Genomic DNA, 25,595 nt, shown 5'->3' with positions numbered 1-25,595 from the left:
CACCCTCCCTTCGGCAAGGTGACCCTATCAATAGCAGTGTATTGACAGGGTTGGGACCATGGAGGCATGACTTTCGACCGGTTCACAGCGCAGGCCCGCAAGGTGGTCGTCACGGCTCAGGAGGAGGCGAGGCTGCTCAAGCACAACTACATCGGCACGGAGCACGTCCTGTTGGGGCTGCTCGACTCGCCGGACAGCATGGCGGCGAAAGTCCTGCACCGGCTCGGATACGACAAGGAGACGGCGCGGGTCGACATCGCCGCGTTGGTCGAGCCCGGCACGCAGGAGCTGAGCGGCCACATCCCGTTCTCGCCGAGCGCGAAGAAGACGCTGGATCTCGCCCTGCGCGAGGCGCTGCATCTGCACCACAACTACATCGGGACGGAACACATCCTGCTCGCCCTGGTCAGGGAGGGCGAGGGCGTGGGCGCGAAGGTGCTCGCCGAGCGGATCAGTCCGATCAGCAAGATCCGTGCCGCGGTGCTGGCTTCCTTGGAGGGATCGCAGGACGTCGTGGCCGGCCCATGGCCGGCTGGTACATCTGCCACCGAGGACACCGTGTCCGCCGCCAGCGCGCTGGCCGGTGGCGCCCCGGTCGGCAGCCATCACCTGCTTGAGGCGATGCTGCGGGCCGAGAACAGCATGGCGGGCAAGGTGCTGCGCGAACTCGGGGTCGACCCGGCCGCGGTCGCCGCCAAGATCGACGAACTGGATCCGGAGACGACCACGGACGCGAACCCGGAGGAAGCCGCGGCGCGCAGGATGGAAATCCGGCTGGTCGACGACGAGGTGCACCTGATCTTGCGGGACCCGGCCACGGTCACGATGGCCAAGAAGGTCACCGAACTGTCCAACGGCCCGATCCAGGGCGTCGGGCCGGTGGCCGGCATGTTCGTCCCGCTCTGGCGGTCGACCAACCAGCTTCTGCTGCAGATCCAGCGTGTGCTGGAACCGGAACCCGGAGAAGACGACGGATCCGCCGCGAGCAACGTGGCCAAGGTCGTGCGCACGGTCCTCGCGCCCCGGCTCCGCCGGTGAGCCGGTTGATCAGCGGGCCGGAACCTGTCGGTGGGACAGGCGAGGGCGGGAGCGTGGTGGGCGACGATGCGCGGGCGCCGCTCTCGCCGGCGACCAGGGCGCCGTTCCCCTGCGCGTTCGCTGCGCCCACCGAGGCGCAGCGTGGCGCCCGGCGGGCCGTCGCCGCCAGCCGGCACGCGCTTGCGGTCGCCCCTCGCCGAGCAGGTCGGCTGACCGTATTCCCGGCCGCGGCGTTCGGCGAGGCCGATGTCCCGTTCGGCCCCCCGTCGCTGGTGCCCCGCGCGCACCACGGGTCGATCTCCCGCGAGCAGGCAACCCGGTGAATCGGAGGCAACCGTGACCATCACCATCGTCGGAGCCGGCTTGGGCGGTCTGGCCCTTGCCCGCGTACTGCACGTGAACGGCATGGATTCTGTCGTGTACGAGCGTGAATCGTCGCGCGGTGCGCGAGGTCAGGGCGGCATGCTCGACATCCACTCCGGTCAGCGGGCGTTGCGCGAGGCCGGTCTGATCGAGGAGTTCTACGCGATTGCCCGTGGCGAAGGCCAGGACATGCGCCTTCTCGAGCCGGACGGCACCCTGCTGCTCCAGGAGGACACGCCTGAGGACGCCCCGCTCGCGCGACCCGAGGTCGACCGCGCCGATCTGCGCAACCTGCTGCTGGACTCCCTCCCCGAACACACGGTGCGCTGGGGGCACGCGTTCGAATCCGCCGACAACGGCCTGCTGCACTTCACCGACGGCAGCAGTGCGACGTACGACCTGCTGGTCGGCGCGGACGGCGCGCAGTCCCGGGTCCGCACACTGCTCACCGACGCCCGCCCGGCGCATATCGGCCAGAACATCATCGAGGTCGGCATTCCCGACATCGACCGCACCCACCCCGACCTCGCGGCGATGGTCGGGCGCGGCAACTACTGGGTGCTCGGGAACGGCATGTCCCTGGCGGCGCAGCGCAACGGCGACGGCCGCGTCCGCATCGGCCTCAGCTTCTACAACACCGCCGAGGACTGGTTCGCGACCAGCAGGATCCCGTTCGACGACCCGGCCGCCGCCCGGGCGCGACTGATCGACCTGCTCTCCGGCTGGGACCCACGCTGCACCGCGCTGATCGCAGCCTGCGACGACATGGTCCTGCCGCGGTCGATCACCACTCTCCCGGTCGGCCTGACCTGGCCTTCGACTCCGGGCGTCACGCTGCTCGGCGATGCCGCGCACCTGATGCCGCCAGCGGGAGAGGGCGCCAACATGGCGCTGCTCGACGGCGCCCTGCTCGGCCTCGCGCTGGCCTCGCACCCGGACGACTTTCCCGCCGCCGTCGAAGAATACGAACGCGAGATGTTCGAACGCACCAGCGCTGCAGCCCGCATGTCTGCGGACATCCAGGAATTGCTGATGTCGCCGGACGCCGCCCAGAAAATGCTCGCGTTCTTCCAACCGGGCTGAAGGCAACCGAACACGACCAGGCAACCGGCCGCCACTTCACGGCGCACGGTGGTGGCCGGGCCCTGTTCGTCCGGCGGCGGGCGCATCGCATGCCGATGCAGGGGTAATCGCCGATGATCGAACGGGGAGTACGTGCCCCGGCCCGCCGACACCGCAGTGGAGTGTGCTGATGCAGCTGAACCTCGAAGGACGGACCGCGCTCGTCACCGGCTCGACGCAGGGCATCGGCGCGGCGATCGCCCAGGGCCTGGCAGGGGCGGGTGCGCGCGTCGGCGTCAGCGGCAGGAACCCCGACCGGGTGCGGGAGGCCATCGAGCGGTTCGCGGCGCGGGCACCACAGGCGGAGTTCGTACCCGTGGCCGCCGATCTCGGCACCGAGGAAGGAGCGGCCACGGCCATGGAGGTCCTGCCCGAGGTGGACATCCTCGTCAACAACCTCGGCATCTTCGGAGCCAAACCGGCGCTGGAGATCACCGACGACGAGTGGCGGCGCTACTTCGAGGTGAACGTCCTCGCGGCCGTCCGCCTCACCCGCGCCTGTCTGCCGCGAATGACGGCCCGCGGTTGGGGGCGCATCCAGTACATCGCGAGCGACTCCGCCATCGCGGTCCCGGCCGAGATGATCCACTACGGCATGTCCAAGACCGCGCTGCTCGCCGTGAGCCGGGGTTTCGCGAAGGAGGCCGCGGGGACGGGCGTCACCGTCAACTCCGTCATCGCAGGGCCCACGCACACGGGCGGAGTGGAGGACTTCGTCTACGAACTCGTGGACCGCTCCCTGCCCTGGGACGAGGCGCAGCGCGCCTTCATGCGCGAGTACCGTCCGCAGTCGCTCCTGCAGCGGCTGATCGAACCCGAGGAGATCGCGAACCTCGTCGTCTATCTCAGCTCGGACCAGGCATCGGCGACGACTGGGGGAGCCGTAAGGGTCGACGGCGGTTACGTCGACTCGATCCTTCCGTAGGTGACGCCCTGCGCCGGCTCAGCCCAGTGTCTGCGCCCAGTTCGCCGGAACCCGCCCCGCGGGCCCCGGCGCCGGCTGGTCCGCGGGATGGCTCAGCGGGGGAGCGAGGTCCGGACCCGACTCGTACATCTCGGAGGAGTCGTAGTTCCAGAACCAGCTCTCGCCGGGTTCGAAGCTCTGGACGATGGGATGGCCGCTGCTCTTGGCGTGCGCGGTGGCGTGCTTGGCGGGTGAGCTGTCGCAACAGCCGATGTGACCGCACTGGGCGCAGCGCCGCAGATGGACCCACCATCCCCCGACGGCATCGCAGTCCACGCACCCCGTACCGCTCGGCGGGACGCTCGGGTCGATTCCGGCAGGCAAGGTCATGACGGCTCCTGGGAGGTGTCGGGGGCTGTTGACGCGTCGGGGTCGCCCTCCGCGTCGGCATCCGGGTCCACGGCGGTCAGCGGAAGTCGTACCTGGAAGCGTGTGTCACCCGGGACGGACTCCACATGGAGGCTCCCGTGGTGCTTGTTCACGACGATCCGCCAGGAGATGTCCAGGCCGAGGCCCGTGCCCTCTCCCACCGGCTTGGTCGTGAAGAACGGGTCGAAGATGCGGTCGCGGATCTCCGCGGGCACCCCGGGGCCGGTGTCGCGGAACTCGACGAGCAGTTGGTCGCCGTCGAGTGCGGTGCGCACGGTGAGTTCGCCCTCGTCGGCCATCGCCGAGACGGCGTTGTCGATGAGGTTGGTCCACACCTGGTTCAACTCACTCGGATAGGCGGGGATGTTGGGCAGCGTGCGGTCGTACTCCTTGACGACCCTGATGCCGGAGCCGATCTTCCCGGAGAGCATCATCAGCGTGCTGTCGAGCAGTTCGTGCACATCGGCGACCTGGTAGGGCGCGCGGTCGATCTGCGAGTACTGCTTGGCCGCGTCCACGAGATGCGTGATCCGGGTCGTGGAGTCCTCGATCTCGTTCATGAGGAGCTCGGTCTCCACGGTGTAGTTGAGCCACTTCACCGCGCCTTCGAGCGTGTGCTCGTCCACCGCTGCGGCGACCTGGTCGAGCCAGTCCGTGTCGAGACCCGCCTGCACGAAGGTCGGCGCGAGCTGGAAGCCGCCCGCGATGTCGTGGTCGTCGAACCAGTCGGCGAGAGCGTCCTCCCGGTCGGAGGCTTCGAGCGGGCTGAGCGGGGTGGCCTTGGCGACCTGGTCGGCGGTGCGTTCCTGGATCTCGACGAGCGTTTCGAGCGTGGCGCGTTTGTAGGGGCCCGCCGCGATCGCACCGAGCTTGTGGCGCATCCCGGCGACCCGCTCCCGCAGCGCGGAAGTCGCCCGGACCGCCGCCGCGGCCGGGTTGTTGAGCTCATGCGTCAGCCCGGCGGACAGCGAGCCGAGCGCCAGCAGCCGCTCGCGCTGACTGATGGTCCGCTGAGTGTTCTGACTGCCGAAGAACAGGCCCTCCAGCAGATGGACGGCCATCGGGAACCACTCGCGCAGGACCGCGGCGAACACCTCGGCGGGCAGGATGAAGAACCGAGAGGGCTCGGTGACCCGCAGGGAACCCTTGTAGCTCTTCTCGTCCGGGCCGCCACCCAGGTAGGCCTGCATGGCCCCCGCGTACACCCCGACCTGCGAGCTGCGGTTGATCTCCACGTCGTCGCCGCCGACCCGGCGCGACATCACGAGACTGCCTTCGAGGAGCACGAAGAAGCAGGTGGCCGGCTCGCCCTCGCGGTACACATAACCGGGTTCGAACAACTCCACGCGGCCCTCGCGGCACAGTCGGTCGAGCTGGTCCGCGTCGAGCTTCTCGAACAGGAACAGCTTCGACAGCTCTTCGATACTGCACGGCATCGGCTGTCCGCTCACGACTGCTCCAGATAACGGTGTACGAGCATCACGGCCATGGCTCCCTCTCCGACGGCGGACGCGACCCGCTTCGCGGACTCGGCACGCGCGTCCCCGGCCACGAACACGCCGGGCACATTGGTCTCCAGGTGGTACGGCGGCCGGTCCAGCTCCCAGTCCGCGGGCGGCTGCCCGTCCAGGGTCATGTCGGGCCCGGCCATGATGAATCCGCGCGCGTCCCTGAGCACGGTCCCCTCCAGCCAGTCGGTGAGCGGGGCCGCCCCGATGAACACGAACATCCACTGGGCGTCGACGAGTTCGGTGTGCCCGCTCGCCACATCCCGCAGCGTCAGCTGTTCCAGGTGGTCCGAACCGTGCGCGGCCTCGACGACCGTCCCGGCGCGCACGGTGATGTTGGGCGCGTCCGAGATCTGCTGGACCAGGTAGGCCGACATCGAGGCGGACAGGGACGCGCCGCGGATCAGGATGGTGACGGACTTGGCCCCGCGCGCCAGGAACATGGCGGCCTGCCCGGCCGAGTTCGCCCCGCCCACGATGTACACGTCGTGTCCCTGGCAGGCGGCCGCCTCCGTGAGCGCCGACCCGTAGAAGACCCCGCACCCGGTGAGATCCGCCAGCCCGGGCGCCTCCAGCTGCCGGTAGGACACCCCGGTCGCCAGGATCACGGAGTGCGCGGCGATCGCGGAACCGTCCGAGAAGTGGATCGTGCGCGAGGCCCCGGTGACCTCGAGCCCGGTCACCTCCCGGGCGGTCAGGATCTCGGCGCCGAACTTCGCGGCCTGCCGCCGTGCCCGGTCGGTGAGCTGTGCTCCGGACACACCGTCCGGGAAGCCGAGGTAGTTCTCGATCCGCGAACTCTGCCCCGCCTGGCCCCCGGTCGCCGATCGCTCCACGAGGACGGTCCGCAGCCCCTCGGACGCGCCGTACACGGCCGCTCCGAGCCCGGCGGGACCACCGCCGATGACGACGAGGTCGTAGAACTCGGCCGTCGGCGTCGTGGCCAGCCCCACCTGGGCCGCCAGATCGGGATCGTCGGGCTCCACGAGCGGCGTACCGTCCGGGGTGATCACCAGCGGGAGCCGCTCCCCGTCCTGCCCGGCGGCGGCGAGCAGCCGTACGCCCTCGGGTGTGTCGGACGAGTACCAGCGGTACGGCACCTGGTTGCGGGCCAGGAACTCCCGTACGCCCGACGAGCGCGCCGACCACCGGTGGCCGACCACCTTGCAGATCCCCACGGGCCGGTAGTCGCTCGCCCGCCACGCGTCGAGGAGGTCGTCCAGGACCGGATAGAGCTTCTCCTCCGGGGGATCCCACGGCTTGAGCAGGTAGTGGTCGAGGTCGATCACATTGATCGCGTCGATCGCCGCGTTCGTGTCCGCGTACGCGGTCAGCAGCACGCGCCGGGCGCCCGGATAGACGTCGATCGCCTGCTCGAGGAACTCGATGCCGTTCATCTGCGGCATCCGGTAGTCCGCCAGGATCACCGCCACCTGGTCGCCGCGCAGCTTCAGCTCGCGCAGTGCGTCCAGCGCGGTCTCCCCGGACTCGGCGCGAACGATGCGATGCGAATCGCCGTAGCGGCGCCTGAGGTCGCGGGCCACGGCGCGCGACACTCCGGGATCGTCATCCACGGTCAGAATGACGGTCCGCGCTGGACTGGCGGCCTGTGCCATACGTCTCCCACCCCGAGCAGGTCAGTGTCGTCCCGGCCGTACGCCCACGGGTGGCCGGGCGGCCGGTACACGCACAATCGTATGTACGATCGGTCGGCTTTGCTCTGGAAGCGGGTACTCAGGCGGGCGGGGCGGGGGTGTCCGCCCGTGGCGGCAGGGTCTCCCGGACCTTGGGGAGGATGTTCGTGACGTAGTCGTCCACGACCGTGTCCAGGCCGATGTCGTGCTGAGCGTGCTCGGACAGGTACCAGCGGTGTTCGAGGAGCTCGTGGTACAGCTCGGCCGCGTCCATGGTGCCGCGCAGGTCGAGCGGCACGGCACGGACCGTCGGACGGAACACGTCCCGTACCCAGCGGTGGGCGAGCACTTCGGGGCGGGCGGCGAGCGGGTCGCCGGGCGCGTAGTCGTCCTGGGTGGCCATCCAGCTCTCCAGGTCGTTCAGCAGCCGGCGCGCCTGGTTCTCCTCGGTGTCGAGCCCGGTGAGACGCAGCAGCTGCCGCTGGTGGTGGCCCGCGTCGACGACCTTGGGGACGAAGGTGACGGTGTCACCGTTCGAGGAGTGCGCTATCTGCATCTCGGCGACGTCGAAACCGAGGTCGTTGAGGCGGCGGATGCGGCGGTCGATGTAGTGGTGCTTGCCCGCCGGGTACACCGACGTACGGGTCAGCTCGTCCCACAGTCCCTGGTAGCGCGCGCAGATCTCCGCACCGAACTCGATCGGGTCCACGGAGGGGTGCAGGGCTCCGGCCGCCTCCAGGTCCAGTAGTTCGCCGCTGATGTTGACCCGGGCGAGATCGAGGTCGTACTCCCGCTGCCCGCTGCTGAGCTGGGGGTGCAGATCACCGGTCTCGGCGTCCACGAGGTAGGCCGCGTACGCCCCAGCGTCCCGCCGGAACAGTGTGTTGGACAGCGAGCAGTCGCCCCAGGCGAACCCCGCCAGATGCAGCCGGACAAGCAGCACCGCCAGCGCGTCCATCAGCCGGTGCATGGTGGCGGGCCGCATCGTCGTCTCGAACATCGACCGGTAGGGCATCGAGCCGCCCAGATGCCGGGTGATCAGCACGGGCTCCAGCGGTGCGCCCTTCTCGTCCGTGCGCTCGGTGACCACGGCGAGCGGGTCCACCGCCGGGATACCGAGCCGGTCCAGGCTGCGCAGCAGCTCGTACTCGCGCACCGCGGGCCGCTCGGCCAGTTCCTTGACCGCCACGACCTCGGCCCCGGCGCGCGCATAGCGAACCACGTGCCGTGAGATGCCGCGCGGCAGCGGGACCAGGTAGTGCTCGGGCCACTCCTCCAGGGGCAGCTGCCAGGGCAGTTCGAGCAGGAGCGCGGGATGCTCCGGGTTGGTGGCGCTGATCTGCAAAGCCATCGACGTGCTGCCCTCGTTCAGGGACCTCGGAGTCGAACACGGTCCGGCCCAAGCATCTACGAATGATCCCCGAGGCGGAAGACGGACCGGGCGTTGCCTGCCAGGAACAGCTCGGTGGCCTCGTCGTCGAGGCCCAGGTCGGCGAGGTGTTCCAGCGCCTGAACGGGCGTGATCATGGGGTAGTTGCTGCCGAAGAGGACCTTGCGGCGTCCCCGGCCGCGCAGGTACTCCACCAGCTCGGGCGGATAACGGCGGGCCGTGTAGGCGCTGGTGTCGATGTGGACGCCCGCGTGCTTGTCGGCCACCGCGATCATCTCGGTGGTCCACGGGTAGCCGATGTGCCCGCAGACGATGGTCAGTTCGGGGAAGTCGAGCGCCACCTGGTCGATGTAGGGGATGGGCCGGCCGGTCTCGGAGGGGCGCAGCGGTCCGGTGTGCCCGACCTGCGTGCAGAAGGGGATGCCGAGTTCGACGCAGGCGGCGTACAACGGGTAGTAGAGCCGGTCGGTGGGCGGCAGCTGCCACAGCCACGGCACGATCCTGAGGGCCACGAAGCCCAGCTCCCCGACGGCCCGCCGCAGCTCCCGCACGGCCGCGACCGGCTTGCTCAGGTCCACTCCCGCGACTCCGCGCAGCCGCCCCTCGGACCGGGCGACGAAGTCCGCGACCTCGTCGTTGCTGATGAGCGGCCCCTGTGGGCCGTACCAGGCGGCGGCCAGCCCGGTCTCCACGTCGGCGGCCGCCAGCGCGGCCACCGTCGCCTCGACCGGCAACTGCTCCTCCAGGAGCCCTTGGCCGGTCCAGCGGCGCAGCGACTCGAACATCTCGTGGTTGGAGTGGCGGAGTGTGGGGTGCTGCATCCACGCGTCGACGACCGGCATGATCCCGTGCCCTCCCTGAGCCAGCGGCTAAGCGATTGCTTACTCAGACCCTAGTGCGCTGGGCGGCTGCCTTGACACGGCATCGACGAACGCGGCCAGTGCCGAGGTCAGGCGCGTGAGCCCCGGACCCGCGGGGCCTCCCGGTTCGCTCATGTACGTGTCCCGCCGGATCTCCACCATCAGAGCCGTGACCCGCGGCTCCCGCTCGTAGAACCGCAGCGGGACGTACGTGCCGGAGAACGGGCTGTCGATCCCCACACCCCCGAGGCCCGCGAACGCCTTCTCCGCCAGGGCGAGGAGCTCGGGCGGTGTGTGGAAGCCGTCGGTGCCCAGGCAGACGGGTGGCCGGGGACCGTCGCCGTGCAGTTCGTACGGCAGCCGTGCCGTCGGATACGAGTGGACGTCCACGACCACGGCCCGCCCGGTGGCGGCCAGCCGGTCGGCCACCGCCGCCGTCATCGCCCGTGCGTACGGATGGAAGTAACGGTCGATCAGCGGTCCCGGGTCGGCCCCGGCGGGCCGGAGCGGCGCCCGGTGCGTGGTCCGCGTGTAGACCGCGCCCATGCCGACGGCCAGCATCTCCTCCCGGTCGTCGGGGAAGCGCTCGGGGTCGATCACCAGCCGGGACAGCCGGTTGACGAACCGCCACGGCGTGACGTCGGCGGCCTTCGCCACCACCGCGGCCAGTTCCGCGGTGTGCGCGTCCGTGATGTGGTCCAACTCGCGCTCCAGCGCCGTGTCGTCGAGCACGATGCCCGCGCGTACCGGCGCCGGGATCTCCCGTGCGGAGTGCGGCACATGAAGGATCACGGGGGAGCCGGCGGCGCCGGGAAGGAGTTCGAAGGAGTCCGGGGTCTCGGTCATACGAGATTCCTACACGCCGGCACTTGTGGACGGTGGCGCGTCAGCTCACCTGACACCGCCGTGGCGCGCGTAGTGCTCGATCAGCGCGGCCCGGGTCGTTTCGAGCCGGTGGGCCAGGATGGCGGCGATCGTCCGGGTCAGGGACAGCTCCAGCGTCGCATCGGCGTCGCAGAGGGTGCGCACGTCCCCGGCATCGAATTCATAGGCGCGTACGGGACTGAAGGCCTCGGCGCCGAAGTCCCACCGGTGCGGCGGGAACAGCCATGACCAGCCGAGCAGATCACCGGGCCCCAGCGTCGCGACGGAGATGCGTCTCTCCGCGACCACCCGCTGGTACAGGGAGACCGTGCCGGAGCGCACCACCCAGAAACGGTCGGCGGTCCCGCCTGCTTCGAAGATCCTTCCGTCCGCTGGGAACGAGACCTCCCGCGCCAGGCTCATCAGCCGTTCGCGATGGTCGGGGGCGAGGGCGGGCAGGAGCCGGAGAGCAGTGGGCATCGCGGACCTCCATCGCGCCGTCGCGGGGCTGAGGGGTGCGGCGGCGCCTCTCGTACCGGGTTGAATCCCGTCACTCTCCATTGGAGCCCGATCCGCGGGTTCCGTCGCGTCGTGGGCGAGGAGACTTTGTGCGGACCCGGGTCGTTACACGACGGCCTTGGACGTCACCGTGAAGTGCGCTCCGCCGGGATCGGTGAGGATCGCCTCCGTCGAGCCGAGGCCCTGCTGATGGGCGGTGCCGCCATGGGCTCGCGCGGCCCGGGCGCAGGCCTCCACGTCGGCGACGGCGAAGTGGATCCTCCAGTGCGGCCTGATCTCGGGGTCGGGCGCCGATTCCACCGCGCCCGAGTAGATCCGGGCGACGATGTCCCCCTGGCTGCGCAGCACGACCTCGTTCTCCTCGTAGTGGACCTCGCAGTGTCCCGGGGACGAGGAAGCCCAGCCGAGAACCTCGCCGTAGAAGATGGCGGCGTCGAAGGCGTCACGCGTGTGCAGCCGTACGAAGGCCGGTGCCGCGCGGCGCCAGCTCTCCCAGCCGGCCACGAGCTCACCCTCCCAGATACCGAAGACCGCTCCGTCCCGGTCGGCCAGCAGCGCCGCCCGCCCCGGCGGGAACGAGATCGGCCCCACCGCGGTCGTACCACCGCGCTCGTGGCTCCGGGCCACGGTCTCGTTCGCGCTGGACACCGCGAAGTACGGGATCCATGCCACGGCCGTCCGCCAGAGCGAGGTCACCCCGGAGATTCCGGCGACCGGCACCCCGTCGACCACGGCGATCCTGTACTCGTCGTCCAGCTTGCTCGAGTGCCACTCCCAGCCCAGTACGGCCTGGTAGAAGCTCTCCGCGGCCCTCAGATCGCGCGTGGTCAGACTGACCCAGCACGGAGCGCCGAACACCGAGTGACTGGAGACGACCTCTCCGGGGAGTGTGCTGTCGCTCTTCATCGCCGTACCGTTCTGACGTCACCGGCCGGTATCCGCCCAGCAGTGGTAGGCCTCCCGTGCCGGAAGGCCTACGACGGCATCAGTAGCACCTGCGGATCCGCTGTCCCATCAGCTCCAGCATCCCCCGGCTCGGCGTACCGCGCACCCCGCCAGGGTTACTGGCGCGGCCGCTCCAGGGTCAGGAGCAGCCCTTCCACGGCACCGGGGCCTATACGGCCCTTGACGTCGGCGGAGGTGATCGCCTTGAGCGCCCATCCGTCCTCGGCGTGCTTGTTGAGGACCTTTTCCAGCTTGCCGCTGTCGAGGGCGTCGCCGATCAGCGATTCCCGGAAGGTGACGACCTTGTACTCGTACGTATAGGGGTTGCTCATGACTACGTGGTTCTCCTGCGCTTCGGTTGGCGTGGCCGGGGCCCACCCAATCATTGTTCGCAGCCGGGGCACAGGGGAGGGCCCGCCTCACACGGATACCTTTGTTGAAGCTTCATGCGGAGGGGACTTCATGGAAAAGGCAGTAGAGACCACCGATCACATACACGCCGGCGGAACGGACGGCTCCGGCGACTTCGCGGAATTACGGGCAAGCGAGTTCGGCTATCTCGACGAGGGCGGGCACACCTACCTCGACCACACGGGCGCCGGAATTCCGCCGCGCTCGCTCGTCACGGGCAGCGCGCAGCGGATCACCGGCGGGTTGTTCGGCAACCCGCACTCCGAGAGCCCGGCCTCCAGCGCCTCCGGACTCCTGCTCACCGAGGCACGCCGAGCGGTCCTGCGGCACTTCAACGCCGACCCCGCCGAGTACGCCGTGATCTTCACCCCCAATGCGACGGGCGCCCTGCGACTGGTCGGCGAGGCGTATCCCTTCGCCCGCGGCGGCAGACTCGTGATGTCGCTCGACAACCACAACTCGGTCAACGGACTGCGGGAGTACGCGCGGGCGCGCGGAGCCACGACGGCGTACGTACCCGTGAGCGGGCCCGGACTGCAGATCGACGAGGAGCGGCTGCGGGCCGAACTGTCCGCGCGCGGCAGGCGAATCGGCCTGCCGGGCAGGCGTGAGCGCGGCGGCCGCACGCGCGGACTGCTGGCCTACCCGGCGCAGAGCAACTTCACCGGAGTCCAGCACCCGCTGGAGTGGATAGCGGGTGCCCAGGCGCACGGCTACGACGTACTCCTCGACGCGGCGGCCTTCGTACCGGCCAACCCCCTGGACCTGAGCCGGTACCACCCCGACTTCACCGTCGTCAGCTGGTACAAGGTCTTCGGGCACCCCACCGGCATCGGCAGCCTGATCGCCCGCCGGGACGCCCTCGCCAAGCTGCGCCGCCCCTGGTTCTCCGGCGGCACGATCTACGCCGTCAGCGCCCAGGCGCAGTGGCACGTCCTCGCCGACGACGAGGCCGCCTTCGAGGACGGCACGGTCAACTTCCTGTCCATACCGGACATCACCGCCGGACTCGCGTGGATCGACGGCATCGGCATGGACCGCGTGCACGCCCACGTCACCGGACTCACCGGCCAACTGCTCGCGGGCCTGAGGACGTTGCGGCACAGCGACGGCTCCCCGATGGTCCGGGTGTACGGCCCCGAGCGCGCCGACGCGGCCCGTGGCGGCACGGTCGCGCTGAACCTGCTCGGAGCCGACGGCCGGATCGTCGACGAGCGGATCGTCACCCGCGACAGCGCCTCGCGCGGCATCTCCCTGCGCACGGGCTGCTTCTGCAACCCCGGCGCCGGCGAGGCGGCCTTCGCCCTGCCGCTGCGCCGGCTGCGCTCGGCGGCGGGCAAGCAACTCCGTTCCCTGGAGGAGTACTTGGAGCTCCTCCGGCTGCCGTCGGCGGGCGCCGTCCGTATCTCGTTGGGGGTGTCGTCACAGCCCAAGGACATCGAGACGTTCCTGACGTTCGTGACGCAGACCTATCGGGACCGGGTGCCGGGGGTGGCGGGGCTGGCGGCGCGGGTGGGCTGCTGAACCCGCGGGTGTCCAAGGGGAGCTTTCCGGGAGGGGGTTCATCGCCCCGCCCGGCCCCGCACCGCCCCCTCCCGGCACTTGCGCACCAGAACCACCCATGTCGCCGCCATGAACAGCAGCGCGAAGCCCGCCAGGATCAACCACCCCCGGCTCGCCGGATGCCCGAACGAGTCGCCGTACGAATCAAGCAGCGGCGGCCCCAGCGGAGAGCCGCCCCCGCGCCACAGCGACTCCAGGCCGACCCCGCTGCCCAGCGCCTCGAACGCCCAGCGGTTGGTCATCGCCCAGCTGATCGCCTCCCCGGCCTGCGTCATCCGCGGCACCGGCACGAAGGCGCCCGAGAACAGCACCTGGGGAAAGCACAGCAGCGGCAGCATCAGCGTCGCCTGCGCGGGCTCCGACACCGCGGCCGACGCGAGCAGTCCCAGCGCGAGGGCGGCCGCCGAGGCCAGCACACTCGACGCGAACAGTGATCCGTACGTCCCCCAGCCCGCCGCGGGCAGCCGGTCCAGGGCGCGCAGGACCACCAGCAGCAGTGCGTCCGCGACCGCGAGCACGGGAAGCATGGTGGTCAGCTTCGAGGCGACATACGGGCCGATCCGCAGCCCGGCCAGCCATTCGCGACGCAGTACGGGCAGCTCGGTGCAGATCTGCAGCAGCCCGTACGTGAGCCCGAAGAAGAACGCGCCGAACGCGATCCAGAACATGATCATCGCCGTGGACCCCGGATCGGACGCCGCGGGATCGAACGCCCCCGCGCGGAACAGCACCGCGAACATCGCCACGATCATCACCGGCGACCCCGCGAGTACGGCGACCGAGAGCCGGTTGTGCAGCAGCAGCGCGGTACCGCGACGCGTCAGCAGCGCCCACTGCCGCACAGCCCCAACGCGCGGCGCCCTGGGGGACAGTGACGGGGACTCAGGCCGCTGGACGTCCTCGGCAGCGGCCCGCTCGACGCGTGCGCCCTCGGCCACCGCCTCGTACACCTCCTCGACCGTGTCGGCCCCGAACGCCCCGCACAGAGCGGCCGGTTCACCCGCGTACGCGACCTCGCCGCCGGGGGAGAGGAATACGACCTGGTCGCAGCGGAGCAGATCGGCGAGGACATGGGTGGTGAGTACGACGGTGGTGCCGTCCTCGGCCAGGGCACGCAAGGTCCGCAGCAGGGCGGCCCCGGTGACCGGGTCCAGGCCGGAGGTCGGCTCGTCGAGGAAGAGCACCCGTGGCCGGGTGAGCAACTCGGCCGCGATACTGGCCCGTTTGCGTTCACCGCCGCTCAGCGCGCGCACCGGCGTCGCGGCCCGGTGGGAGAGGCCGAGGGCGTCCAGGACGCGGTCCACACTCGCGTCGACGGTCTCGGCCGGCGTGCTCGGGGGCATGCGCAGGCCGGCCGCGTAGACCAGCGTCCGGTGCAGCGGCAGCTCGCGGTGGATGATGTCCTCCTGCGGCACGAACCCGAACTCCGGCCCGGGCGGCCCTGGTTGAGTCCCGTCGTGCAGCACCTCGCCCTCGCTCGGCGCGTTCAGTCCTGCCAGGGTCTGCAGCAGAACCGTCTTGCCCGCACCGCTGCTCCCGGCGATCACGGTGAGCCGCCCGGGATCGACGTCGAACGACACGTCGCGCAGCACCTGGCCGGCCCCGCGTACCTGCCGGTTCACCCGACGTGCCTGGATACGCAGGCCGTTGACCGACGGGACGCGAGCATCGATGGAGGCGCGTGGGTGCATGGGCGTCGACATGGAGGCAGCATGCCAGGGGAGTGCCTCCCCGCGTGCCCTCGGCCCCATGCTCCCCTTGTGCGGCTCGCCGCGTGGGACGCGCGGAGAAGGAAACCCCGCGGGGCTGTCGTGTCAGCGACCCACACCGGTCGAGGCACCGTAGCGTTACGCACCGTAAAGGCGGGTTCCTGCAACGGCGGACCGATGGTGACGCGATGTGTTGGAGTGCGACGGCCGATCTGGTCGCCGGTGCCAGTATCGCCGCGGTCGGCGTGGCCTGCGTGGCACGCGTGCGCAGGCCCGGCGATCTCCCGCTGGCCGCGCTGCCGTTGCTCCTCGGGGCTCACCAGATCGTCGAGTCCGCGGTGTGGGACGCCGGCGGGGGGACGGGTCCCGCCACCGTCGCCTGGGCGGTCATAGCCCTTCCGCTGCTGGCTGTGTGGGTGCCGGTGGGCGTGCTGTGCGCCGCGCCGCGACACGCCAGGCGGCAGCTGCTGATCCCGCTCGCCGTCGGCCTCGTGACCGCCGCCACGCTCGCGTACGCGCTCGCCGTCCGCCCCGTCAGGGCCGAGATCCGCGGCCACACCGTCGGCTACTTCGTCGACCTTTCCCACCCGGAACTGCTCATCGCCGGCTATCTCTTCGCCACCGTCGGATCCCTGCTGCTCTCCGGCGATCGCGGACTGACGCTCTTCGGTGTCCTGGTCGCCGTGGGTGCGCTGATCACCTGGGCGCTGTGGCAGATGGAGTTCGTCTCGACCTGGTGCGCGTTCGCGGCGCTGTGTTCGGTTGTCCTGTTCGGCTGGGTGCGCAGCCGCCCGCCGGCCTGACCCGCCCCGACGAGTTCCACGTACGCATGGGCCACAGGACCTACCGCAAGGCGGCCTCCGGGGGTTGGCCGGCGGCGCGCTCGTCGAATTCCTCCCGTGCGGCGCGGATGGCGGTGATGTTCGCCTGCGACCAGTCGGTGATGCGCTGCACCAGCCCGCCCACCTCCTGGCCAAGCCCGGTCAGCCGGTACTCCACGCGCGGTGGCACGGTCGGGTACACACTGCGGGTCAGCAGTCCCTCCCGCTCCAGTGCCCGCAGGGTCTGCGTCAGCACCTTCGGTGTCACGCCGTCCAGCCGCCGGCGCAGCTCGCCGAACCGCATGGGCCGGCCGTCCTCCAGCGCCACGAGCACCAGCATGGTCCACTTGCCGGCGATCAGCTCCAGCACGGCACGGGTGGGGCAGTCACGCAGAAACACGTCCACGCCACCGTGTTTCCTCAGGTCGAAGCCGGTATCCATGAGGAACCTCGATATCAGACAAGTGCCTTCTTCCGCGCGGTTATCGCCCGGGCGGACCATGGGACGACCGAGAACCGCCGACGAGGAGTCCTGATGTCCGCCCGTATGCATGCCATCGTCCAATCCGCGTTCGGCGGCCCGGAGGTCCTCACCCATCAGGAGACCGATGTCCCGGAACCGGGCCCGGGGGAGGTGCTGCTGCGGGTCGCCGGCGCCGGGGTCAATCCGGGCGACGCGGTTCTCCGGGCCGGCCGCGTACCGGGCCTGGTCACCCTGCCGTGGACGCCGGGCAATGACGTGTCCGGCGTCGTCGAGCGGCTCGGCCGGGGCGTGACGCGGTTCGCGCCGGGCGACGAGGTGTACGGCATGCTGGCGGTCACCCGGCGCGGCGCGTACGCCCAATACACCGCGGTTCCAGCCGCCGCGCTGGCTCCCAAGCCCAAGAACCTCGACCTGGTGAACGCCGCGGCCGTGCCCCTGGTCGCCTTCACCGCCTGGCAGGCGTTGGCCGTCCTGGCCCGGGTCGGCCCCGGCGACCGGGTGCTCATCCACGCGGCCGCGGGCGGCGTCGGACACGTCGCGGTGCAGCTCGCCAAGGAACTCGGGGCACACGTCATCGGCACCGCCCGGGCGGCCAACCACGACTTCCTGCGCGACCTGGGCGCCGACGAACTCGTCGACTACACCGCCGCCGACTTCCGGACCGCCGTGACCCCGGTGGACACCGTGCTGGACCTGGTCGGCGGTTCCTACGGGCCGCGCTCCCTCGACGTGCTCCGGCCGGGCGGTCTGCTCATCGGCGCGTCGATCGACCCGGGGACCGACGAGCAGCAGGCCGCCGCCCGAGGCCTGCGCTACGTCTGGGTCGCGGCCGAGCCCTCCGGCGAAGTCCTGGAGCGGATCACCGAACGCATCGAGACGGGCCGGCTGAGGGTCACGGTCCAGCGCACCTACCCGTTGGCCGAAGCCGCCGCGGCCCACCGGGCGATCGAGGAGAAGCGCACCACCGGCAAGATCATCCTCGTGCCGTGAGCCAGCGGATCAGTCCAGCCCCTGGCAGCCCAACGGCTAGCCGCCGGCCGGCGCGTAGCCGCTGATGACGTACAGGGCTTCGTCGTCGATGGCGTTCTTCTCCCAGTCGAGGGAGATCCGGACCGGGTGTCCGTCGGGCGCGTACTCCGCTTCGGCCTCGTCCGCGTTGTCACGCCGGGCCTGCTCGAGTTCCTCCAACAGCCCGCCGATGGTGGGTACTTCGCCGGGTGACTGCCGCACCACCCGCCGAGCGCTGTCGTCGAGGCCGACGGCCTTTGCCACCTTGCCGTCCCGGACCGTCACCCGGAACGTCCCGATCAGATTCCGTTCCCCTTCGCTCGACGTCATGGTGTAGACGTACGAGGCGGGCTCCTCCCAGGTGGTCGTGGTCCGCTCCGGGGTGGGCTTCGACTCGGCCTTCCCGCCGGAACCGGAGGATGGCGACGCCTCGGTGCCGCAGGCGGCGGTCGCGAACAACAGCCCCCCGACCAGTGCGGCGGCGGGCAGGGATCGCGGGGTGATGCGCAGGGAGGTCATGGCGGCAGTCCCTTCGAAGACGACTACCGCTATGACGTCGGCCCGCCGGGGAACGTTCGGGTGCCCTGCGGCCGGGCGAGGCGCTGCTCCCGCGCCCGCCACGCGAAGATCGTGGCAGACGTGACGGGAACGACAGGTTGCGCATGGACCATCGTGGAGTGACCTGTCGATTATGGATCATAGGATGGGTGACATGAGCCTTCGTCACGCAGTTCTGGGCCTCCTCGTCGGAAAGCCCGCCAGCGGCTACGACCTGATGAAACTGTTCAACACATCGCTGGTCAACGTATGGCCCGCCAACCAGAGCCAGGTCTACGGAGAACTCGCCCGCCTCACCACCGGCGGACTGATCGACGTCTCTGCCGAAGGCCCGCGCGGTCGCAAGGAGTACGCGCTCACGGACGCGGGCCTGGCGGAACTGCGCCACTGGCTGACCGAGGTCGAGCCCAAGCAGGTGCGACACAACGAAGCCCTGCTGAGGGTGTTCTTCATGGGCGTGCTCACTCCTGAAGAGGCACTGGAAGGCCTCGGCAAGCTGACCCAGCAGTCCGCGGCCGATCATGCCCAGCTGCTGGAGTTGCAGGACTCGGTCGACTGGAGCGAGGAGGGCATGCTCACCGCCAACGGCCGGATCGCCCTCGAATACGGTCTGCGCTTCTTCGCCATGCAGGAGGAGTGGGCCCGGTGGGCCGCCCAGCAGATCGCCGCCGCCACCACGGAGTGAACCGTGCAGGCGCCTCCGGATGAACCGCGGAGATACCTCCGCGCAGGGCGTCCCGCATCCCCGAGACTTTCACATTCCACGATTGACATGTCGTGAGCAGACCTTCTAGTTTCGACATGTCGGTTCTCGAGTGTCAGTACGTCATGGAGAGAGACTCAATCGTGGGCTACTTGCGCGGATTCATCCCCTGGATCGCATCGGGCGTCGTTTCATCATTCGACCTGCGCTGGGGTGCCCTCGCGGGCTTCCTGACCGGGGTGTTCCTGCTGGTGCAGGACCTTCGCAGGCGCGTCGAGGCGGACTCGCTGATCCTGGAGATCAGCAGTATCTGCTACTTCGCCGTGGTGGGCGTCCTCGCGGTCCTCTTCCCGAACTCGGCGCTGGAGACCTACCAGGACGCGCTCTCCTTCTCCTGGCTCGCCCTCACCGCCTGGGGGACGCTCGCGATCCGCCGGCCCTTCACGCTGGGCATCGCGCGCCGCCAGACCCCGCCGGAAGTCTGGAACCTGCCCGGGTTCTACCAGGTCAACGCCGCCATCACGGCCGCCTGGGGAGCCGGCTTCACGTTCATCCTCGCCGCCCTGCTCATCGCCCACTTCACCGAGGCGCCCGCCTGGGTGGGCATCACGGCGCATGTCGTCGGCCTCGTCGCCCCCATGATCTTCACCTCCCGCTACCCCGCCCGCGTCCAGGCCCGGATGGAAGCCGCCGCTGCTGCGCAGTCTCCTGACTCGCTCGTCCCGCAAGCCACCCCCCGAGGCCGTCATGCACAGCACTAGCGACACCTCCGCACCTCACCTGGCCGGCAACTTCGCCCCGGTCCCCGACGAGATCACCGCCCACACGCTGGACGTCACGGGGGTCATACCCCCGGAACTGACCGGCTGGTACCTGCGCAACGGCCCCAACCCCCAAGAGGCCGACTCCGCCCACTGGTTCATCGGCGACGGCATGGTCCACGGCGTCCGTATCGAAGGCGGCCGGGCGGTGTCGTACCGCAACCGCTGGGTCCGCACCAAGACCTTCACCGACCACTCGCCCGTCTACGGCGAATCGGGCGTCGACCACACCGCGGGCGTCGCCAACACCCATGTGATCCGGCACGCGGGACGCACACTCGCCCTCGTGGAGACCTCGTTCCCCTACGAGCTGAGCTGCGCCCCGGGCCATGAGCTGGACACCGTGGGCCCCTTCGACTTCGCGGGCAGGCTCCACACCGCCATGACGGCGCACCCGAAGACCTGCCCCGTCACCGGCGAACTGCACTTCTTCGGATACGGAGGCCTGTCGGCGCCGTTCCTCACCTACCACCGCGCCGACGCACAGGGCGAGTTGACGGTGAGCCGGCCGGTCGATGTGCCCGCGCACACGATGATGCACGACTTCTACCTGACGGCCGGTCATGTCGTCTTCATGGACCTGCCGGCCGTCTTCGACCTCGCCCGGGCCGTCGATCCCCACGGAGGCATGCCGTACTCCTGGCGGCCCGAGAACGGTGCCCGTCTCGGCGTGCTGCGACGGGACGACCCGTACGGCACGGTGCGCTGGTTCGACATCGGCCCCTGCTACGTCTTCCACACCCTCAACGCCCACGAGGAGAACGAGGGTCAGCGCATCGTCCTGCACGGCATGCGCTACCCCTCGCTGGGTGACGGCGTGCAGGTCGACGAGCCTTCCACACTGTGGCGCTGGACGCTCGACCTCGCCACGGGCGTGGTCAAGGAGGAGCAACTCGACGACAGGCAGGCGGAGTTCCCCCGGATCGACGACCGCCTCGCCGGACTCCCCGCCCGTCTGGGGCACGCCACCTCGGCGCCGCTGCCCTCGGCGGACGGCCCTGAGGACACCCGGCACCGCGCGGCCCTGCACCGCTACGACCTCCGCGACGGATCGGTGGACAGCCACTACTTCGCGACCGGACGCTTCCCAGGCGAGGCGGCGTTCGTCCCCGCCGACGACCGGCCCGGCGGCCCCGGCTGGCTGATGACGTACGTTTACGACTCGGCCACCGACCGCAGCGACCTGGTGATCCTGGACGCCGACGACCTGTCCCGCCCGCCGGTCGCCACCGTCCATCTGCCCAGGCGCGTGCCCGCCGGATTCCACGGCAACTGGCTGGCCGACGCCTGACCCGCGACCGGTACGTCGGCGCATTCCCGCCGACGGTGGTGGGATCAGTACCAGGACCGGCAGTCCTGCTCACCAGAGGGATCTGGTTACCTCGCGTCCCTCGGCGCAGAGTTGTCCCCATGAACACCACGATCAAGCAGCCGGAAGTCAGGAGCCGAGTGACTCCACTGAGGTCACTTCTGGGAAGCACCTACGTCCCGCGCCGGGGCGGCACACGTCCGGTTCACCGGAATACGTTGTCGGAGTCGTCCCAGGTCGACGGCTCGCCCTGCGTGTACTCCCGTGGAACGCGCGACGACGTCTGATACATCGCGTCGATCTCGGCGGCGAAACGCCGTGTGATCGCGTCCCTGCGCAGTTTCATCGAGGGCGTCAGCAACCCGTTGGTCATGTCGAAGGACTCCGGGAGAACACGGAACACCCGGATCGATTCCGAACGGGACACCGTGGTGTTGGCGGCGGCGACGGCACGTCTCACCTCCTCGCGCAGTTCGTTCTCCTCGCGGGCGTCCCGGACCGGGGTCTCACCCTTGGCCCGGGCCGCCCGCCAGTGCGTGACGAATTCGGGATCCAGCGTGATCAGAGCCCCCACGCAAGGCCGGTTGTCACCCACGACCACCGCCTGATGGATCAGCGGATGCACGCGCAGACGCTCCTCCAGGGCCGCGGGAGCCACACTCTTGCCGCCGCTCGTGATGATGATGTCCTTCTTGCGCCCGGTGATGGTCAGATAGCCCTCGTGGTCGAGACGGCCGATGTCGCCGGTGGCCAGCCAGCCGTCCTGGAACGAGGACTCGGTGGCCTGGGCGTCGTTGATGTACCCCTGGAACACCGAGGGCCCCCACACCAGAATCTCGCCGTCGTCGGCCACGTGGATGTCCGTGCCCGGCAGAGGACACCCCACGGTTCCGAACTTCTCCCGTCCCACCGGCTGCGCGGTGATGCCGCCGCTGGTCTCGGTGAGTCCGTATCCGTCGTGGATGAAGATCCCGATTCCGGCGTAGAAGAGGGCCAGTTCACGGTTCAGGGGCGAGCCGGCCGAGACCCCGCCGCACACCCTTCCGCCCAGCGCGGTGCGCAGCTTTCTGTACACCGCCTTGTCGTAGAGGGAGTGTTGCAGTTTCAGGTCGAAGCCGGGGCCGGGGCCTGTGCCCAGCCGGTGGCGTTCCTCGGCCTTGGCGTAGTCCTGCGCGGTGCGGACGGCCCGCTCGAACAGCGCTCCACGGCCTGCTCGTTGGGCCGAGTGCATGAAGTTCTTGTAGATCTTCTCGAAGATGAAGGGGACCGCGTACAGGTAGGTGGGCCGGAAGGAGAGGATCGCCGCGGAGAGGGCTTCCTCGTGCAGATCCGGTTCATGTCCCATCAGCAGGCCGCCCCGCAGACACAGCCCCTGGATCATGAGGCCGTACACGTGGGAGAGCGGGAGGAAGGCGAGGACGGCGGTCTGCTCTCCGGGAGGAGCCGTCGTGTGTTTCCAGCCCGCGAGCAGCGTGTCCACGGTGCTCGCCAGGCTGCGATGCGTCAGGGCGCAGCCCCTGGGGCGTCCCGTGGTGCCGGAGGTGTACGCGACGACCGCCGTGGAGTCGGGCAGCACGATCCGGCGCAGCGAGTCGACCGTCGTCGCCGGTATCGCGCGGCCCCGCTCGACCAGCTGTGACAGTGCGCCCGTGTCCAACTGCCAGACGTGGCGCAGGAACGGGAGCGCCGCACACGCCGAGCCGACCGTCATCACGCCCTGCTCGTCCTCGACCACGACGCCGACGCAGTGGGCGTCCTTGAGGATCCACTCGACCTGCTCGTGCGAGGACGTCGGGTAGATCGGCACCACTTCGGCGCCCACCGACCACAGCGCATAACCGAGCACGGTCCACTCGTAACGCGTGCGCGCCATGATGGCCACGCGGTCGCCCGGGCGGATCCCGGAGGTGACGAGTCCCCTTGCCAGATCGACCACTTCGTCCCACAGCTCGGTGGCCGTCACCGGTGTCCACGTCGAGGACGAGGCGTCAGGTCGGCGCGCGATCTGCGCGAGCCCGGGGTTGTGGCGAGCCGTTTCGAAGAGGCTGTCGGCGAGTCCCCCCTGCATCACGGCCGCAGCCGGTGAAGGAAGTTCGGACTGGTGCATTCGCCGCTCCGCAATTCTCCTCGACACGGCCTCACCGAGAGACACGGGGCCGAGGATTCCCGAATCTAGCCCACCGGGACGACCACCGTGCCGGGATTCACAGAGCAGCCCGTCCGCCGCCGGGTTTCCGTGCGGCGGGCCGCGGTTCTCGCAGGCAGTCCGGCCGGGGCGGAGCCGCCGCGAACGGCCTTCGCGGCGGGTTCGAAGTCGCCGGGGCGGGACGGTTCCACGGAGTGAACCGCCGCTCAGGACCCCCCGGTTGTCCCGTGCAGAATCTGTGCCAGCTCGCGCGGCCGGGAGAACATCGGCCAGTGGCCGGTGTCCAGCTCGACGAGCCGCCAGTGCTCGCTCTTCAGCAGCTCGGCCACGACGTCGTTCGGCTCGGGGCCGTCGAGCAGGCACTTGATGTACGTCGCCGGAAGCTCGCCGAGCGGGCGCGTCAGCACGGCCGGGTCGGTCAGCGTTGCTCCGGGGTGCGGGGTGGCGCCGTCCACGAACCGTGCGGTCTGCTCGTCGGTGAGACCCTGACCCTCGCAGTCCGCCGCGGTGAGCGGCGCCCAGAAGCCGCCGTTCCCGGCGAGTGCTGCCTCGAACGCGGCCTGGCCCTGCCACCAGCCGGAGGCGAACGACCCGCCGTTCACCGGGACTTCGGAGTCGACGAAGACCACGTGTGCGAGCCGGTCGCCGATCCGCTCGGCGGCCTGCCCCACCGGGATGCCGGCGTAACTGTGTCCGACCAGGACGACATCGCGCAGGCCGAGGCGTTCGACCTCGCTCACGATGTCCTCCACGTGCGTCTGCCGACCGGCCAGGACGTTCTGCTTCTCGGCGAGCCCGGAAAGCGTCACCGCGTGAGTGCCGTGCCCGGCCGCACGCAGCTCCGGCACCACCTCGTCCCACGCCCACGATCCCAGCCATGCGCCCGCCACTAGTACGAATTCAGTCATGCCCGGCAACGTAGCCGAGGGGTCCGACAATCCGTCCCGGAGACGGCGCGGAGCCCGAGCGGGAGCCGGAGTTACTCGCACGCCGGGTGAACCGTCATCCGTTCACCCTTTCGAAGGAGGGCTTCGGGCTGACAGACTCCGGAGGGTGCCTGACTTCGACTTGCTTGTCATCGGTTCCGGCCCGGGTGGCCAGAAGGCCGCCATCGCCGCCGCGAAACTCGGCCGCAGGGCCGCCGTCATCGACCGCCCGGACATGGTCGGCGGGGTCTCCATCCACACCGGAACCATCCCCTCCAAGACACTGCGCGAGGCGGTCCTCTACCTCACGGGACTGACCCAGCGCGATCTGTACGGCCAGAGCTACCGCCTCAAGGAGGACATCACCGTCGCCGACCTGACCGCGCGCACCCAGCACGTGGTCGGCCGCGAGGTCGACGTCATCCGCAGCCAGCTGTCCCGCAACCATGTGTCGCTCTTCGCGGGCACCGGCCGCTTCCTGGACGACCACACCATCGGCCTGCGCGAAGTGAACGGCCATGAACGGGAGTTGACCGCCGAGCACATCGTCATCGCCACGGGTACGCGTCCGGCCCGGCCGGCGACCGTCGAGTTCGACGAGCAGACCATCCTGGACTCCGACAACGTCCTGAACCTGGAGCGGGTCCCGCGCTCCATGGTCATCGTCGGGGCCGGTGTGATCGGCATGGAGTACGCCTCCATGTTCGCCGCCCTCGGCAGCAAGATCACGGTGGTGGAACAGCGGCCCGGGATGCTCGACTTCTGCGACGTCGAGGTGATCGAGTCGCTCAAGTACCACCTGCGGGACCTAGCCGTCACGTTCCGGTTCGGGGAGACCGTCTCCGCGGTCGAGCGTCACGCGCGGGGCACCCTTACGATCCTGGAGAGCGGCAAGAAGATCCCCGCGGACGCGGTGATGTACTCGGCGGGCCGGCAGGGCCTCACCGACGAACTCGACCTGGACAAGGCGGGCTTGTCCGCCGACCGGCGCGGCCGGATCACCGTCGACGAGCACTACCGCACCGAGGTGCCGCACATCTACGCCGTCGGTGATGTCATCGGCTTCCCCGCGCTGGCCGCGACCTCGATGGAGCAGGGCCGTACGGCGGCCTACCACGCCTGCGGTGAGCCGGTGAACCGGATGCACGACCTTCAGCCGATCGGCATCTACACCATTCCGGAAATCAGCTTCATCGGCCGGACCGAGGACCAACTCACCGAGGACTGCGTGCCGTTCGAGGTCGGCATCTCCCGCTACCGCGAACTGGCCCGGGGCCAGATCATCGGCGACTCGCACGGCATGCTCAAACTGCTGGTCTCCCCGGACGACCGCAAACTGCTCGGCGTGCACTGCTTCGGTACCGGCGCCACCGAGCTCATCCACATCGGGCAGTCCGTCATGGGCTGCGGCGGCACGGTCGACTACCTGGTCGACGCGGTGTTCAACTACCCGACGCTGGCCGAGTCGTACAAGGTCGCCGCCCTGGACGCGACCAACAAGATCCGGCAGATCGACCGGCTCAGGGACTGAACCGGCGGAGGGTGAAGGAGTTCATCAGG

Annotated in this window: 24 protein-coding genes; 10 read left to right on the top strand and 14 right to left on the bottom strand. The window is 69.9% G+C overall.

Annotation, left to right across the window (positions count from 1 at the left end):
* The first annotated feature begins 66 nt into the window (after positions 1-66).
* The 3 genes from OG219_RS45240 to OG219_RS45230 all read left to right on the top strand — a co-directional run bounded on the left by OG219_RS45240 (position 67) and on the right by OG219_RS45230 (position 3,448).
* The gene (locus tag OG219_RS45240; RefSeq protein WP_266837160.1) at positions 67-1,038 is read left to right on the top strand and encodes a Clp protease N-terminal domain-containing protein; all 972 of its coding nucleotides are present in this window, start codon (positions 67-69) and stop codon (positions 1,036-1,038) included.
* A 336-nt stretch (positions 1,039-1,374) separates the two neighbouring features.
* Positions 1,375-2,484, top strand: a complete 1,110-nt coding sequence (locus OG219_RS45235) for an NAD(P)/FAD-dependent oxidoreductase (protein WP_266837158.1) — start codon at positions 1,375-1,377, stop codon at positions 2,482-2,484.
* 169 nt (positions 2,485-2,653) lie between these two features.
* Positions 2,654-3,448 carry an SDR family NAD(P)-dependent oxidoreductase gene (locus OG219_RS45230; RefSeq protein WP_266837156.1) on the top strand — a complete coding sequence of 265 codons (795 nt, stop codon included), beginning with the start codon at positions 2,654-2,656 and terminating at the stop codon, positions 3,446-3,448.
* A gap of 18 nt (positions 3,449-3,466) precedes the next feature.
* On the opposite strand, the gene OG219_RS45225 is transcribed toward OG219_RS45230, so the two are convergent.
* The 9 genes from OG219_RS45225 to OG219_RS45185 form a co-directional block, all read right to left on the bottom strand.
* Positions 3,467-3,817, bottom strand: coding sequence for a UBP-type zinc finger domain-containing protein (locus OG219_RS45225; protein ID WP_266837154.1), 351 nt, complete (start codon positions 3,815-3,817; stop codon positions 3,467-3,469).
* Complete coding sequence (locus OG219_RS45220; protein ID WP_266837152.1) at positions 3,814-5,307, bottom strand: ATP-binding protein; 1,494 nt, start codon at positions 5,305-5,307, stop codon at positions 3,814-3,816. Before OG219_RS45220 ends, OG219_RS45225 begins: the two co-directional genes overlap by 4 nt.
* Entirely contained in the window at positions 5,304-6,980 is a 1,677-nt protein-coding gene (locus tag OG219_RS45215) for an FAD-dependent oxidoreductase (protein WP_266837150.1), read from the bottom strand. The genes OG219_RS45220 and OG219_RS45215 overlap by 4 nt, the downstream gene beginning before the upstream one ends.
* Before the next feature lie 118 nt (positions 6,981-7,098).
* Positions 7,099-8,349: a DUF4032 domain-containing protein gene (locus tag OG219_RS45210; protein ID WP_266837148.1), complete on the bottom strand. Its 1,251-nt coding sequence runs from the start codon at positions 8,347-8,349 to the stop codon at positions 7,099-7,101.
* Positions 8,350-8,405: 56 nt separating this feature from the next.
* On the bottom strand, positions 8,406-9,230 hold the full coding sequence (locus tag OG219_RS45205; RefSeq protein WP_266837146.1) for an amidohydrolase family protein: 825 nt from the start codon (positions 9,228-9,230) through the stop codon (positions 8,406-8,408).
* A gap of 39 nt (positions 9,231-9,269) precedes the next feature.
* Complete coding sequence (locus OG219_RS45200; protein WP_266837144.1) at positions 9,270-10,094, bottom strand: N-formylglutamate amidohydrolase; 825 nt, start codon at positions 10,092-10,094, stop codon at positions 9,270-9,272.
* A gap of 45 nt (positions 10,095-10,139) precedes the next feature.
* On the bottom strand, positions 10,140-10,592 hold the full coding sequence (locus tag OG219_RS45195) for a cyclic nucleotide-binding domain-containing protein (protein WP_266837142.1): 453 nt from the start codon (positions 10,590-10,592) through the stop codon (positions 10,140-10,142).
* Between the two features lie 144 nt (positions 10,593-10,736).
* The gene (locus tag OG219_RS45190) at positions 10,737-11,537 is read right to left on the bottom strand and encodes a VOC family protein (RefSeq protein ID WP_266837140.1); all 801 of its coding nucleotides are present in this window, start codon (positions 11,535-11,537) and stop codon (positions 10,737-10,739) included.
* A gap of 155 nt (positions 11,538-11,692) precedes the next feature.
* A complete protein-coding gene (locus tag OG219_RS45185; RefSeq protein ID WP_266471430.1) occupies positions 11,693-11,908 on the bottom strand; it encodes a DUF4177 domain-containing protein in 216 nt (71 codons plus the stop codon).
* 130 nt (positions 11,909-12,038) lie between these two features.
* Between OG219_RS45185 and OG219_RS45180 the strand changes: the two genes are divergently transcribed.
* Positions 12,039-13,511, top strand: a complete 1,473-nt coding sequence (locus OG219_RS45180) for an aminotransferase class V-fold PLP-dependent enzyme (RefSeq protein ID WP_266837138.1) — start codon at positions 12,039-12,041, stop codon at positions 13,509-13,511.
* A 38-nt stretch (positions 13,512-13,549) separates the two neighbouring features.
* Here OG219_RS45180 and OG219_RS45175 read toward each other — a convergent pair whose 3' ends face one another.
* Positions 13,550-15,253, bottom strand: a complete 1,704-nt coding sequence (locus OG219_RS45175; RefSeq protein ID WP_266837136.1) for an ATP-binding cassette domain-containing protein — start codon at positions 15,251-15,253, stop codon at positions 13,550-13,552.
* Between the two features lie 194 nt (positions 15,254-15,447).
* On the opposite strand from OG219_RS45175, the gene OG219_RS45170 reads away from it, so the two are divergent.
* Positions 15,448-16,062 carry a DUF6629 family protein gene (locus OG219_RS45170; RefSeq protein ID WP_266837134.1) on the top strand — a complete coding sequence of 205 codons (615 nt, stop codon included), beginning with the start codon at positions 15,448-15,450 and terminating at the stop codon, positions 16,060-16,062.
* A gap of 40 nt (positions 16,063-16,102) precedes the next feature.
* Here OG219_RS45170 and OG219_RS45165 read toward each other — a convergent pair whose 3' ends face one another.
* Complete coding sequence (locus OG219_RS45165; protein WP_266837132.1) at positions 16,103-16,522, bottom strand: helix-turn-helix domain-containing protein; 420 nt, start codon at positions 16,520-16,522, stop codon at positions 16,103-16,105.
* A 93-nt stretch (positions 16,523-16,615) separates the two neighbouring features.
* Here OG219_RS45165 and OG219_RS45160 point away from each other — a divergent pair, with 93 nt between their 5' ends.
* Complete coding sequence (locus OG219_RS45160) at positions 16,616-17,554, top strand: NADP-dependent oxidoreductase (RefSeq protein ID WP_266837130.1); 939 nt, start codon at positions 16,616-16,618, stop codon at positions 17,552-17,554.
* A 36-nt stretch (positions 17,555-17,590) separates the two neighbouring features.
* Here OG219_RS45160 and OG219_RS45155 read toward each other — a convergent pair whose 3' ends face one another.
* A complete protein-coding gene (locus tag OG219_RS45155; RefSeq protein WP_266837128.1) occupies positions 17,591-18,091 on the bottom strand; it encodes a DUF6174 domain-containing protein in 501 nt (166 codons plus the stop codon).
* A 193-nt stretch (positions 18,092-18,284) separates the two neighbouring features.
* Between OG219_RS45155 and OG219_RS45150 the strand changes: the two genes are divergently transcribed.
* From OG219_RS45150 to OG219_RS45140, 3 genes are all read left to right on the top strand, one after another.
* A complete protein-coding gene (locus OG219_RS45150) occupies positions 18,285-18,815 on the top strand; it encodes a helix-turn-helix transcriptional regulator (protein WP_266837126.1) in 531 nt (176 codons plus the stop codon).
* A gap of 161 nt (positions 18,816-18,976) precedes the next feature.
* Positions 18,977-19,594 (top strand): hypothetical protein, encoded by a 618-nt coding sequence (locus OG219_RS45145; RefSeq protein WP_266837124.1) that lies wholly within the window; start codon positions 18,977-18,979, stop codon positions 19,592-19,594.
* Positions 19,581-20,945, top strand: a complete 1,365-nt coding sequence (locus OG219_RS45140; RefSeq protein WP_266837122.1) for a carotenoid oxygenase family protein — start codon at positions 19,581-19,583, stop codon at positions 20,943-20,945. Before OG219_RS45145 ends, OG219_RS45140 begins: the two co-directional genes overlap by 14 nt.
* Before the next feature lie 223 nt (positions 20,946-21,168).
* Here OG219_RS45140 and OG219_RS45135 read toward each other — a convergent pair whose 3' ends face one another.
* The gene (locus OG219_RS45135) at positions 21,169-23,070 is read right to left on the bottom strand and encodes a long-chain fatty acid--CoA ligase (RefSeq protein WP_266837120.1); all 1,902 of its coding nucleotides are present in this window, start codon (positions 23,068-23,070) and stop codon (positions 21,169-21,171) included.
* Between the two features lie 245 nt (positions 23,071-23,315).
* On the bottom strand, positions 23,316-24,017 hold the full coding sequence (locus OG219_RS45130) for an alpha/beta fold hydrolase (RefSeq protein WP_266837118.1): 702 nt from the start codon (positions 24,015-24,017) through the stop codon (positions 23,316-23,318).
* A gap of 145 nt (positions 24,018-24,162) precedes the next feature.
* On the opposite strand from OG219_RS45130, the gene sthA reads away from it, so the two are divergent.
* Positions 24,163-25,566, top strand: coding sequence for a Si-specific NAD(P)(+) transhydrogenase (gene sthA, locus OG219_RS45125; protein WP_266837116.1), 1,404 nt, complete (start codon positions 24,163-24,165; stop codon positions 25,564-25,566).
* Positions 25,567-25,595: the final 29 nt, after the last annotated feature.

The sequence above is a fragment of the Streptomyces sp. NBC_00038 genome (assembly GCF_026343635.1).
Taxonomy (GTDB): domain Bacteria; phylum Actinomycetota; class Actinomycetes; order Streptomycetales; family Streptomycetaceae; genus Streptomyces.
This window is presented reverse-complemented; position numbering and strand designations above follow the sequence as displayed.